A 12,110-nucleotide genomic window follows, 5' to 3' on the forward strand; every position below is an offset into this window, starting at 1 on the left:
CATCAGAACTGCCAACCATAAAGGTTTTGGCAGGGTGGCACCGCCACGGACAGGACGATGTGCAGAGGAGAAACGGGGCAGGCTAGACACCTGCCCCTTCGGCTCATGCCGCCTGGGCGTATAGCGCCCTGCCGTGGTCGAGGCACTGGTCGACCAGCCATTTTCCATGAGCGATGGAAGCGTGCTGGGCTTTTTCCAGGTCGGCCAGGAAGGCGTGGTCCAGGGGCAACGGGAAGCGCCGCGTGGTCCGCCCCTCGGTATCGGTGATGCGGCATCCGCCGGCCCAGGGCGTCGGGCTGCCCGCATACTGCAGGACCTCGGCAGTGATGATGTAGTCGCGGTAGGTGCAGTGCATCGTGCTCATTGGCTCACCTCACATTGCTGAGGGCTCTGCCACATCACGGTGGCTCGGCCAGGTTGTCCCCCTGTGGCAAGTTGGCGAATCGCGCCAACGGCCCGGTACGCGATAACGCCCAGGCCGTCTTGGGAGGGTACACCCCGATCGGCCTTCGTGGAGTGCCGGTGGTCTGGACGTACCGGTGAGGTTTTTGGTTCTGCCTGCGTTAGCTATTGGATGAAGCTCTCTAGCACGACCTTTTCGCTGTGCAACGCAACCCCTCTCCCCCTTGAAGGGCAGAGGGAAGTCGCGCCGCCAGGCATGGCGAAGTGATCCTGATGCTTTGTCGTTGCCAAGACTTGCAGAAGAGGTTCGGCCAACTCCGACGCCCCGTCAGGAGGCCGGGCGGAATCGTCGTGTAGGGGGCCGCCGAGGTCGTGCCCCCGGAGCGGCGATGGAGGGAGGGAAGGAAGTCGAGCGAAGCATGGCGGGGCAAGCCCTCTTGGTTACGTTCTGGGGCCACTGCCAGAAGTAACTCGCCCGGGGGCGAAACAAGAAGGGCCGCGAAACTCAGTAATCGTTTGACGCAGGACGTTCCAGCAACAAGAGTTTTTTCACCCCGTTGTCGATTGCCGCCCTCGCGGTTCGACAATGATACGAACCGCCCCGATATCGGCGCCCCCCACACAAGGAGTTTTTCCATGGTGACCGACATTTTCGTCAACCTGCCCGTCAGGAACCTGCAGCAGTCCATTGCGTTCTTCACCCGGCTGGGCTTTACCTTCAATCCCGAATACACCGATGAGACCGCCACCTGCATGATCGTGGCCGAGCACATCTACGTAATGTTGCTGGTGGAAGAGAAATTCCAGGGCTTCACCCCGAAGCCGCTGTGCGATGCACGGAAAGCTACCGAAGTGCTGGTGTGCCTGTCGCTGCCGGACCGTGCCGAGGTCGACGGCATGGTGGAAAAAGCCGTGGCGGCTGGCGGGCGGACCTACCACGAGCCGCAGGACCACGGCTTCATGTACCAGCATGGTTTCGAGGATCTGGATGGGCACATCTGGGAACTGGTTGCGATGGCGCAGGCACCGGAACAGTGACGGGTACCTGGAGCGTTCGCAGCACCACCCGGCTCCGCGAACGCTCCGGGACAATTCGCCGCATCCCCTGCCCCAACCCAGCGCTTACACTGCCGCCCGACGACGCCCGGCAGAACGCGTCGCATCTGCTTTGTGTGTAAACCTTCCCTATCGCCCCACAGCGAGGTTTACCCATGGCCATCACATCCGCCGACATCTGCGCCGCTGCCGACCGCCTCAAGGGATTCGTCGGTTTTAACCGCAAGACCGGCAAGCACATCGTCCGCTTCAGCGAGGACTCGTTCGGCATGGACGTCGACGAAGACAGCATCGCCCTGGCCTGCGAGTTCGTCTGGTGCCCAGCAGAAGGCGACGTGGCGCGCCTCAGCCGAGAGCGGATTCGCCTGTTGCTGGAGCAGAACATCAACGACCGCCTGGATCTCGGCGAACCGCTGCTCACTTACCTGCGCCGCGAAGACCTGCCGGAGATTCTCGCCCGCCGCCAGGTGCTCCGGGCAGATGCCGGTTGAACCGACCTCTACAGGACGTAGCGCCACACCGCCACGAAGTGCAGCAGGCTGCCGGCGATGACGAACAGGTGCCAGATGCCGTGCCAGTGGCGGAAGCGGCTGTCGTAGGCGAAGAACAGGATGCCCACGGTATAGGCCACCCCGCCGCTGGCCAGCCAGAGGAAGCCGGGGGTGCCCAAGGCGTCGATCAACGGGTCGACGGCGATCAGTACGATCCAGCCCATCACTGCGTAGATGACGATGGAGAGAATGCGCGCTTCCGAGCGCGGCTTGATTTCCTGCAGCATGCCGATTACCGCCAGGCCCCAGACGATGCCGAACAGCGTCCAACCCCAGGTGCCCTGCAGAGTCACCAGGCAGAACGGTGTGTAGCTGCCGGCGATCATCAGGTAGATGGACAGGTGGTCGAGCTTGCGCAGGACCACCTTGGCCCGTCCGCGTAGGCTGTGGTACAGCGTCGAAATGCTGTACAGCACTACCAGCGAAAAACCGTAGATGGCGACACCGACGATCTTGCGCGGGTCGCCGTCGAGACCGGCCAGCACCAGCAGCCATACCGCGCCGATCGTCGCCAGCACGGCGCCGACCAGATGGGTCCAGGCGTTGAAGCGTTCCCCGTGATACATGTGTTGCAAACCCTTGTTCATTCATTCAGCCGGGCACGATACCCGAGATATTCGCGTCTGTAGCACGCCGAAAGATGTGCCGCCAGAATCTCAGGCTCCTCGCCAGGGGTATGCTGGTACGCCGAACCTGGCCAGAGGAGATCGATGATGGGCCGTAGCGACTTTCACCGTGAACACGCCGAACAGGCACATGCCGAGGCTATGCGTCTGCTGGCGCAGCGCGAAGCCCTGGGCGGGCGCTGGCTGGCCTGGGTCGCCACGGAGCTGTACCGGCTGAGTCCAGCGGAGTATGTCGCCATGGTACGCCGCGAACTGGAGCGGCTGGCCGCACAATCGAGTGATTAACCACACAGAGATTTCGCGAACCAATCGACCCCATCGAGAATGCCAATGAGGCGCTCGGAGGGGCCATCGTTATGCTCGGAGCACCGATTGCACAGGAGCCATAGCATGACTGCCAGAGCGTACGAACCCTCCCAGCTCGACGACGAAACCCTGGACTTCGCTGCCCGCGTGTTCGATTACGCCCGCAGCGGGGACAGCGCGGCGCTGGCCACGTTGCTGGAACAGGGCCTGCCGCCGGACCTGCGCAACCACCGCGGCGACAGCCTGCTCATGCTGGCCAGCTACCATGGTCATCTGCAGACCAGCCAGATATTGCTGGCGCACGGCGCCGACCCGGACCTGCGCAACCAGAGCGGACAGACGCCCCTGGCCGGCGCGGCGTTCAAGGGCGACCTGCCGATGATCCAGTTGCTGCTGGAACACAACGCCGACGTGAACGGCACGACGCCGGATGGCAAGACGGCGCTGGCGATCGCCGCCCTCTTCGACCGGGTCGAGGCGATCGACCTGCTGCTGGCGCATGGCGCCGATCCGCAGCATCGCGATGCCAACGGCCTCACCCCGCTGGACGCCGCCCAGCGCATGGGCGCCCTCAAGGCCGCCGAGCGATTGCTGTATGCCAGTTGAGCGGCGAGCCGCTAGAAAATGCTGTTCCAGAAGCGTTTGAAGACGTTCGGTTTCGGCTCCTCCGGCTCGTTCGCCACCTCCGGCTCGACCGGAGCCGCAGCGGGCTCGACATCCGGCCGCGCCGCCGCCTGCCCCCGGCGCATGCGTTGTTCGTGGCTATCCCACAGCTTAAGCAGCTCCGGGCTGTCCGGCCGCGCCTCCAGGCCGTGTTTGATGTAGGCCCGCGCCAGGTCGTAGTCGCGCCGTCGATAGGCCTCCTCGCTGAGCCTGCCATAGACCAGCGCCACCCGATTCAGGCCATCCAACGCCTGGGGCTGGGCCGGGTCGAGCGCCAGGGCCTGGCGGAAGTAGAAGACCGCACTGTCGTCGTCGGGGGCCAGCCAGTGCTCTTCGACGAAGCGCTGTTCGGCCAGGCGCAGGTAGCCGTCGATGCGCGCCTGCCGAACCCGCTGCAATCCCTGCTCGGCCTCCTGATTGCCTTCGTCGATCAGCAGGACCTGACGGAAGAAGTGCTCGGCGTTGTCTTCCAAGGGCTCTACCAGGTGGCCATCGGCCAGGCGCTGCTCGCCCTGCTCCAGCAGGTCGGCAATTTTCATCCGCTGATGCACGTAGAGACCGGCACTGCTCGCGCCGGCGACCAGCAACAATCCGCCTAGGGCCCAGGCCAGCCAGAACATGGCCGGACGGTGTGCCCGTTCGCTCCGGGCAACGGGCACAGGTTCGGGTTCGGGTTCGGACTCCGGCTCAAGCTCAGGCTCGATGCCCCAGCTCGGCTCCAGATCGGACGGAGGCGGCGCGTCCTCCGACTCCGTCGAAGGAACGATGGCTTCGGACTCCGCTTCCGGTTCTGCCGATTCGACTATCGGCTCGGGCTCGGGCTCGGGCTCGGGCTCGGGCTCGGGCTCGATTTCAGGCTCCGGCTCTCGCTCCGGTTCGGCAATGGCCGCTTGCCCGAATTCCGGCGTGGGCTCCGGGTCGACTTCCGGTTCGGGCTCAGGCTCGGCGATACGCTCCAGCTCTGGTGCCGGCTCCGCAACAGGCGTCACGACAGCCGGCATGGGTGGCGTAGTGGGCAGCGGAACGAAACGGGTCGCGTCCACATCGACATTTCCCAGCTCATCCAACGCCTGCAACAACGCGCGGCAACTGGTGAAGCGTTCGTCGGGGCGCTTAGCCAGCATGCGGTCGAGAAGCGGCTGGTAGGCGACCAGATGGATCGGCAAGGGCGGCGGCTCCATCTGCACGTGGTTCATGACCGTCTGGGTGTAGCTGGGGCCGCGGAACGGATTGACCCCGGTGAGCATTTCCTGGAGCACCACGCCCAGGCTGTAGATGTCGGTGCGCGCATCCAGAGGCAAGCACTGGGTCTGCTCGGGACTGCTGTAGGCCGGACTGCCGATGGCGATGCCGATACCGGTCAGCTCGCTGTCCATTTCCAGCGCCTTGGCGATGCCGAAATCGGTGATCACCACCGAGCCGTCGTCGCGAAAGAGGATGTTCGCCGGCTTGACGTCGCGGTGGATCATGCCGTGCTCGTGCACCACGGCGAGCCCCGTGGCGATCTGGCGGACGATGTCCAGCGCCCGCTTCGGATGGAAGATTTCCCCCTTGCGCTGGGACAGGTCGCCGCCGCCCACGTATTCCATGGCCAGGTAATAGCGGCCATCGGCCAGTTTGTCGATGTCGTGGATGGTGATGATCGAGGGGTGGCGCAGCGAGGCGACGATGTGGCCCTCGCGGATGAAACGCTTATTGAACGCTTCGTCGTTGGCGCTGAGCAGCACCTTGACCGCCACTTTGCGATGCAGCGACTCCTGGGTCGCCAGGAAGACTTCGGCCATCCCCCCAGTGCCCAACCGGCTATGCACGATATAGCCGGGTATCTCGGGTAATCTCACGTCCATGGAAGAATCCGCGCGCGCGTCCGGTGATTGATTTCTCGGCAAGCCGGACCCTGTACTGCCTGTTCGTCTCCGACCTGAGTTAGTAAGAGAGATCCACTTTTCGATAGTTCCCAGGTGCCGCCATCCAACGTGTGTGAATGGCGGAACCTGTAACGAACGTCACGTTTATCGCATCGATCAGGGGCGGATACGCTCGTAGGCGCCCAGGTCGCACAGTGCCACCCCGTCTCCATCGCCATCCTGCGGGCGGGGTACGCCGCGCTGGTCGTGGCGGGTGCAACTGCCGATGCCAATATCCAATGCCGGGCTGCCCTTGCGCAGCGCATGAGTCTGTGTCGTGCCTTTGTTGTTCGACAGCACGTGCAGGACCTTGCGGAACGTCAGCGCATCGTCCACCAGCACGTCGGCGGTGCAGTTGCCGGTGTCGCCGCCGAGCAGCAGCCCGATGGCCCGGTAGGTGCCGAGTGTCGCGCAGTTGGCCGGCGATCCGTCGAGCCGGTTGCCGGCAATCAGGCTGTTGCGGATCAGCAGGTTGCCGCTGTTGCTCACGCCCAGCCCGTCGTTGCCGGCGATGGTCACATTGACCAGGCGTGCCTGGACGTTGGCATCCTCGGCAAAACGGGCGAAGCCATTGGTCAGCACCCCGTTGGTTTCGATACCTTGATTACCGCTGAGGGTACTGTTGGTCAGCAACAGTCGGCCACCGGCACGATTGGCGATGGCGCTGCCGCCTCCACCGAACAGAGGCACGCCCGCCGTGTTGTCGACGAAGGTGGTGCGGGCCACGTCGGCGACGCCTTCGTTATACAGCGCGCCACCCTGGCCGTAGTCACCATCGCTGTCGGTCACGCTGTTGCGGCGCAGGGTGCTGTCGCGCAGCAGCAGGTCGCCCCGGTTGAAAATCGCGCCGCCGCGACCGAAGAAGCCCTCGTCTCCGTTGGAGTTGTTGCCCTCGAACAGGGCGTGACTGACGCTCAGGCTGGCGAAGTTGGCGACGGCCCCGCCCTGCCCCTGGATACCGGCATCGGCACGGTTGCTCAGGAAGCTGACCCGGTGCACGACGGTTTCCCCATCGTTGCGAACGGCACCGCCGTAGGTATCGGCCAGGCCGTCACGCAGGGTCAACCGGCGCAGCTGCAACCGCGCGCCCGGAAGCACTTCGATCAGCCGCTCGGTGCTGCCCTGGATGACGGAGCCATCCTGCGACGCACCGACCAGGGTGATGTCACCCCGGATATCCAGGTCGCCCCGCACACCGTCGTCCTCATCGGGGTCGGGGTCTTCGTCGGGATTCCAGACAGGGTCGGGCAAGGTCAGGCTGTAGGTGGCCTCGCGCAGGATGACGCGGTGCGAACCGGGCATGGCGTTGGCCCGGTAGAGCGTTTCACGCAGAGAACAGGCCGTGGTACAGCCGGGGTCGAAACTGTCGCTGGTCTTGTCGACGACGAAGTCCGCGGCGGACGCCGCGAACGGAGCGCTCAGGCAGAGTGCGCCCAGGGCGCGGAAGAAGGGGAATGCGGGCATGGCACAGGCTCCATCCAAGTGAAAGATTCCTTGTCGGAGACTGCCCGGCTTCCGGCAGACAACGAGGTTGGCCGGCGGGTCGGGATGGCCGGCCGGCTCTACGTAGACCGACGGAGGATGGAGGGGTTCTTCGGAAGCGGCCACCGGCCGTCGCCTGGTTGCCAGGCTGATACGCATACCGCTTTTCGTAGGAGCCAGCTCTGCTGGCGAAAACTGTTCGTTTCGCGAGGAGAGTTCGCCCTCCCTATGAATCTCCGGGTGGGAGCGAATTCATTCGCGAACGGCCAGCAGCCGGTTCACGAATGAATTAGCCCCCACGGCCGGATCAGCTGGCGCGGGCCAGATTGCGCAGAGCCTTGACCTCGTCATGGTTGCGCTGCACGCCCTGGTACTGTTTTTCCACCAGCAGGCGCACGTTGGCCGGCAGGTCTTTCTCCAACGCTTCGCGGTAGGCCTTCAGCGCCACGTCCTCGCCACGTTCGCATTCGTTGAGAATGGCTTCGTCGCTCTTGCCGGTGATCATGGATTTCAGGTCGACCCAGCGCCGGTGCAGATTGCCGGCGATGCTCGAATGGGTTTCGGGCTCGCCGCCCAGCGAACGAACCATCTCCTGCAGTTCGCGCGCCGCCTCGGCGCAACCCAGGGCCCGCTGGCTGAAAGTGCTTTTCAGCTGGGTGTTCCTGATCCCTTCGGCGCACTCACGAAAGCCTTTCTCACCGTCTTTGCAGGTCTCGATCAAGTCATTGAGTACCGAAATCACGTCTTTGTTGTCCATTTCGCTCTCCTCTGAATCAGAAGGTGCTCATCGGCCAAACCGCTCTGGTCCGGCCGCCTGTTAGGGTGGACTACCCGTTTTCGGGAAAGGTTCAGGGACCTCCGATGGGAGGGACGGGTCATTCGCTCCCGGTCAGGCCATGGAAATAGGCGAGCACCGAAGGCGGCTCGTAAGCCTGCATGCGTGCGACCTTGTCGCGGATGAAAGCGTCGAACAGGTCCGGGTCCTGGAAATAGACGCCGGTGAAGAGCGCCATGTAGGTCTTGCGGCCATCCCAGAAGGAAAACATGTTGCCGATGGGACGACCGTGAAGGGTCAGCAGATAGAGCCGCGCCCCCTCGCCATAGCGATGGGTCAGCTCGATCGGCGTCCTCTCCAGGTCGCTGAGCTGGCGCCCGAGCACGAAACCCAGCTCCCAGCCAGTGGCATCGCCCAGAGACGACTGGGCGGTGAAATGCCGGTTGAAGCTGTTGATCAGGTAGAAGTCGCCAGCGCCCGACTGCTCGTAGGACAGTTCCACCCCCTGGCCGGCGTAGGTCATCGTCTTGTGGAAGCGCCCGGAGCGGGCGGGCGCCAGTTCCACGCCGAAATCCCGGAATTCCTGCTCCGTCAGCAGCAAACCGCGCTCATCTTCGCCCAGATCGCTGCCCATGCTGCAAGCCGCGAGCAGGCACGCAACCACGAACGCGACCACGCACTTCATCACATGGCACATCGAAACATCCCTGTCGGTCCATCAATGGCGGCGGAGCATGCCATAGCCGCGCACCAACATGAATCACCCGCTTCGCTTTATCCGGCGTCATGGCGCGCCGGTCGCCTGCCTGGCCTGCTGCCGTTTGAGAAAGTCGATCTTCCACTGCTCCATGCCGAGGAATTCCGAATCCAGGTTGGCCTCCACGCCGTGCGCCTGCTTGAGGGCGGCTATGGCATCGTGGCGCTCGGCCAGGAAGCGGTCGAAACGCTCGATCAGCGCTGGATGGCGCATGCTGGCGAGATGGAAACTGCCCCGGGTGTGGGGCAGCGCGGGGTCGAAGACCAGTGCGCCGGGCCGGGCCCGGATATGGTCGAGGTAGTGCGTGGCCACCACCACGTTGTAGTAGGCGCCATCGCTGTCCTTGTGCAGGGCCTGGCGAATCATCTGGCGCAGGTCGGCACTGTGCACCAGGACGGTCTGCCCGCTGGCGATGCGCTCGCGATAGGCGGTGGGCGTCCAGCCCTCCACCAGGGCCAGGCGTTCGAGCTTATCGACACCCTGCCCCACCCGCCGGGGCGCCACCAGCACACCGTCCACGTAATGCACCACCGGCCGGCTGTAGTACAGCGCGCGACCGGCCTTGGCGGGGCCGGCCCACTCCGGGCTGTCGGGGTACTTGAGGTCGATGCTTCCGTCCAGCAAAGCCTGTTGCAACTCCGCTACCGGCAGAGGCCGATAGGTCACCTGCACGCCGCTGTCGCGGGCGAACAGGTCGAGCAGCTCGCGGGCGAAGCCCTGGTATTCCCCGTGCGCATCGACCTTGTAATGCGGCGCGAACGCCGCTTGCTCGACGCCAACCACGTAGGTCTGCGCCGCCGCATGACCGGCCGCCAGGGAAAGAATGAACAGACTGCAGAAAGCCTTGGGCGTCACGATGCCTCCCGATTGATTGTTATTGTCGAGACGGAGACCGCACGGCGATGCGGCCAAAGAAGCGGGGACGGAATGAGCGGCGATCAGCCGCCGGTCATGCTCATGAACCTCACCACCTGCACCTGCTCGTCGGCGGAGAAGTGATGGCGCTCCGGCTTCAGCCGCAACGCATCGATCAGCGCGGCACGCAGCCGTTCGCCGTCGCCCGGATGACGGCGCAGCAGGCGCTTGAGATCGAGAGCACCCTCATGCCCGAGGCAAAGCACCAGCTTGCCCTCGGCGGTGACCCGCACGCGGTTGCAATCGCCGCAGAAATTGCGGCTGTGGGGCGAGATGAAACCGACCTGGGTGCCGCTGCCCAGGACCTGCCAGTAGCGCGACGGGCCACCGGTACGATGGCTGCTGGGCAACAGTTGGAAGCGTTGTTCCACCAGCGCGCGAACCTCGTCGCTGGTACACAGGGTGGTCTTGCGTTCGTGGCTGGATACCGAGCCCAGCGGCATTTCTTCGATAAAGCTGATGTCCAGGCCCTTTTCCACGGCGAAGGCGACCAGGTCCTGCACTTCGTCGTCGTTGCGGCCCTTCTGCACCACGCTGTTGAGCTTGATCCGGCTGAAGCCGGCGGCACGCGCCGCATCGATGCCCTCCAATACCTGGGCGAGACGGTCTCGGCGGGTGAACGCGGCAAAACGGTCGCGGCGCAGGGAGTCGAGGCTGATGTTCAGGCGGCGGACCCCCGCACGGCGCAGGTCGGCGGCCATGTGACCAAGCTGCGAGCCGTTGGTGGTGATCGCCAGGTCGTCCAGTTCGACGCGCACCCCCAGTTGTCCGAGCAAACCGAGCAAGCCCTTGCGCACCAGCGGCTCTCCGCCGGTCACGCGGATGCGTCGCACGCCGAGGCCGATGAAGGCGTCGGCCACCGCGTAGAGCTCTTCCAGGCTGAGGATCTGCGCGCGCGGGGCGAAGACCATGTCTTCGCTCATGCAATAGGTGCAACGGAAGTCGCAGCGGTCGGTAACCGACAAACGCAGGTAACTGATGCGCCGACCGAAGGGATCGATCAGGTGGGTGTCGCTCATGGCGGTTCTCCTCACTACTCAAGGAGCCGGAAAGGGCATTCAGGCCGCAACGCCACAAATGGAAACAGAATTTTGCCTTTTTGTATACACAAAATGCAACAGATAGCCGCGCCCGAACCCCGCCGGGTACGCCGGCCGTCGGCTTGAGCCACGCGCAAGGCCGGTGCTAGCATGCCGCGATTCGCTGCCCGGCTGGGGCGGCGCCAGGAATCGACAAGGGCCTATGACCAGTATTCGCGAGCGCAACAAAGAGCTCATTCTGCGCGCAGCCAGCGAAGAGTTCGCCGACAAGGGTTTCGCCGCCACCAAGACCAGCGACATCGCCGCCAAGGCCGGCCTGCCCAAGCCCAACATCTATTACTACTTCAAGTCGAAGGAAAACCTTTACCGCGAAGTGCTGGAAAGCATCATCGAGCCGCTGCTGGAGGCCTCCGCGCCGTTCAACCAGCCGGGCCATCCCGCCGACGTGCTGCGTGCCTACATCCGCTCGAAGATCCGCATCTCCCGCGAACTGTCCTACGCCTCCAAGGTGTTCGCCAGCGAGATCATGCACGGTGCGCCGCATCTGTCCGCCGAGCAGACCGAACAGCTCAACCGCCAGGCCAAGCACAACATCGCCTGCATCCAGAGCTGGATCGACCAGGGCCTGATGGCCAAGGTGGACCCGCACCATCTGCTGTTCAGCATCTGGGCAGCGACCCAGACCTACGCCGACTTCGACTGGCAGATCTCCACCGTCACCGGCAAGGCCAGCCTCGACGACGCCGATTACGAAGCCGCGGCCGACACCATCATCCGGTTGGTGTTGAAAGGCTGCGAAGTCGAGCAGGCGCCGGCAGGCGGCAGCCAGGCCAGGAGTGCTTGAGGCCGGGCAAACGCCCTGCCCCACTCCCTGGCCAATCGCGCCTCACGGGGCGTCGGAGTTAGCCGCACCTCTTCTGCCAGTCCTGGCAATGACAAAGCATCAGGATCACCTCACACCGGCTCCGGCTCGAACGGTATTTCCTGCTGCTCCAGCTTGACCAACGCCTGGTGCAGCTCCGCCCGCGACAGGCCGACGTGCAGTTCGAAGTCATGATCGTCGACCTGATGACCCGAACAGAGCAGCCGCGCCGCCGCGCGCAAGGCGGCATATTCGCGGCGACTGAGAAGGTTCGGGGAAACGGCCTGCACCGCCCGGTAGAGCGCTTCGTGGACGCGCTCCGGCTGGCTGGAGGTGATCACCAGGTCGTAGCTTTGCTGGAGGTTGTACAAGGTGTCGACGATGGCGTCGCGAACGGCAGTCGATGGCATGGCGGATATCCCCTGTGGGCTGCAAAGGAATCAACGCGACCTTCTGGCGGTGTGCCGAACGGCTCCGCCCTGCGTGACGAGCCCGGAATACTGCAACATCCATCCCACTACAAATGTGCCAAAGACCACATTTTCAACCCAAGAAACGCGCCATTCCTTGCGCAAGCCCTTGAGAACGCCATCGCACGCAGCCGTATATAACAGACGGGCAAAAAAAACCGGTCGGCAGCGAGGCACGACCGGTGAAGCACTATCGAAACGTTGCCTGGCCCGGAGGAGTTGAAGGCCTCCGCCTGGGCACAGTGGGCGGCCGAAACCGCCGCGAGGGCGATCAGCCCGCCTGGTATTCCCGCTCGGC

At 64.2% G+C, this 12,110-nt stretch carries 14 protein-coding genes; 5 read left to right on the forward strand and 9 right to left on the reverse strand.

The features are described from left to right. Positions 1-103 precede the first annotated feature (103 nt). Positions 104-364 (reverse strand): hypothetical protein, encoded by a 261-nt coding sequence (locus tag BZL41_RS08665; RefSeq protein ID WP_095598918.1) that lies wholly within the window; start codon positions 362-364, stop codon positions 104-106. Positions 365-1,038: 674 nt separating this feature from the next. On the opposite strand from BZL41_RS08665, the gene BZL41_RS08670 reads away from it, so the two are divergent. Continuing rightward, on the forward strand, positions 1,039-1,440 hold the full coding sequence (locus BZL41_RS08670) for a VOC family protein (RefSeq protein ID WP_095598919.1): 402 nt from the start codon (positions 1,039-1,041) through the stop codon (positions 1,438-1,440). Positions 1,441-1,613: 173 nt separating this feature from the next. Then, positions 1,614-1,949 (forward strand): DUF2025 family protein, encoded by a 336-nt coding sequence (locus BZL41_RS08675; protein WP_095598920.1) that lies wholly within the window; start codon positions 1,614-1,616, stop codon positions 1,947-1,949. Between the two features lie 8 nt (positions 1,950-1,957). Here the strand turns inward: BZL41_RS08675 and BZL41_RS08680 are convergent, their stop codons facing one another. Next, positions 1,958-2,575, reverse strand: coding sequence for a hemolysin III family protein (locus BZL41_RS08680; protein WP_095598921.1), 618 nt, complete (start codon positions 2,573-2,575; stop codon positions 1,958-1,960). A gap of 147 nt (positions 2,576-2,722) precedes the next feature. On the opposite strand from BZL41_RS08680, the gene BZL41_RS08685 reads away from it, so the two are divergent. Both BZL41_RS08685 and BZL41_RS08690 read left to right on the forward strand, forming a co-directional pair. Beyond that, positions 2,723-2,920 (forward strand): hypothetical protein, encoded by a 198-nt coding sequence (locus BZL41_RS08685; RefSeq protein ID WP_095598922.1) that lies wholly within the window; start codon positions 2,723-2,725, stop codon positions 2,918-2,920. 105 nt (positions 2,921-3,025) lie between these two features. Continuing rightward, entirely contained in the window at positions 3,026-3,547 is a 522-nt protein-coding gene (locus BZL41_RS08690) for an ankyrin repeat domain-containing protein (protein ID WP_095598923.1), read from the forward strand. Positions 3,548-3,558: 11 nt separating this feature from the next. On the opposite strand, the gene BZL41_RS29025 is transcribed toward BZL41_RS08690, so the two are convergent. From BZL41_RS29025 to moaA, 6 genes are all read right to left on the reverse strand, one after another. Continuing rightward, positions 3,559-5,451, reverse strand: coding sequence for a serine/threonine-protein kinase (locus tag BZL41_RS29025; protein WP_256578105.1), 1,893 nt, complete (start codon positions 5,449-5,451; stop codon positions 3,559-3,561). A 177-nt stretch (positions 5,452-5,628) separates the two neighbouring features. Then, positions 5,629-6,975, reverse strand: a complete 1,347-nt coding sequence (locus tag BZL41_RS08700; protein WP_095598924.1) for a choice-of-anchor Q domain-containing protein — start codon at positions 6,973-6,975, stop codon at positions 5,629-5,631. Between the two features lie 325 nt (positions 6,976-7,300). Further along, entirely contained in the window at positions 7,301-7,750 is a 450-nt protein-coding gene (locus tag BZL41_RS08705) for a PA2169 family four-helix-bundle protein (protein ID WP_095598925.1), read from the reverse strand. Between the two features lie 118 nt (positions 7,751-7,868). Continuing rightward, the gene (locus BZL41_RS08710; protein WP_095598926.1) at positions 7,869-8,465 is read right to left on the reverse strand and encodes a hypothetical protein; all 597 of its coding nucleotides are present in this window, start codon (positions 8,463-8,465) and stop codon (positions 7,869-7,871) included. Between the two features lie 87 nt (positions 8,466-8,552). Further along, positions 8,553-9,380 (reverse strand): ABC transporter substrate-binding protein, encoded by an 828-nt coding sequence (locus BZL41_RS08715; RefSeq protein WP_095598927.1) that lies wholly within the window; start codon positions 9,378-9,380, stop codon positions 8,553-8,555. A gap of 83 nt (positions 9,381-9,463) precedes the next feature. Beyond that, on the reverse strand, positions 9,464-10,459 hold the full coding sequence (moaA, locus tag BZL41_RS08720; RefSeq protein ID WP_095598928.1) for a GTP 3',8-cyclase MoaA: 996 nt from the start codon (positions 10,457-10,459) through the stop codon (positions 9,464-9,466). A 223-nt stretch (positions 10,460-10,682) separates the two neighbouring features. On the opposite strand from moaA, the gene BZL41_RS08725 reads away from it, so the two are divergent. After that, positions 10,683-11,324: a TetR/AcrR family transcriptional regulator gene (locus BZL41_RS08725; protein WP_095598929.1), complete on the forward strand. Its 642-nt coding sequence runs from the start codon at positions 10,683-10,685 to the stop codon at positions 11,322-11,324. Between the two features lie 110 nt (positions 11,325-11,434). Here the strand turns inward: BZL41_RS08725 and BZL41_RS08730 are convergent, their stop codons facing one another. Further along, complete coding sequence (locus tag BZL41_RS08730; RefSeq protein ID WP_095598930.1) at positions 11,435-11,752, reverse strand: hypothetical protein; 318 nt, start codon at positions 11,750-11,752, stop codon at positions 11,435-11,437. Positions 11,753-12,110 lie beyond the last annotated feature (358 nt).

Source organism: Pseudomonas sp. PIC25 (assembly GCF_002286785.1).
Classification (GTDB): Bacteria; Pseudomonadota; Gammaproteobacteria; order Pseudomonadales; family Pseudomonadaceae; genus Pseudomonas_M.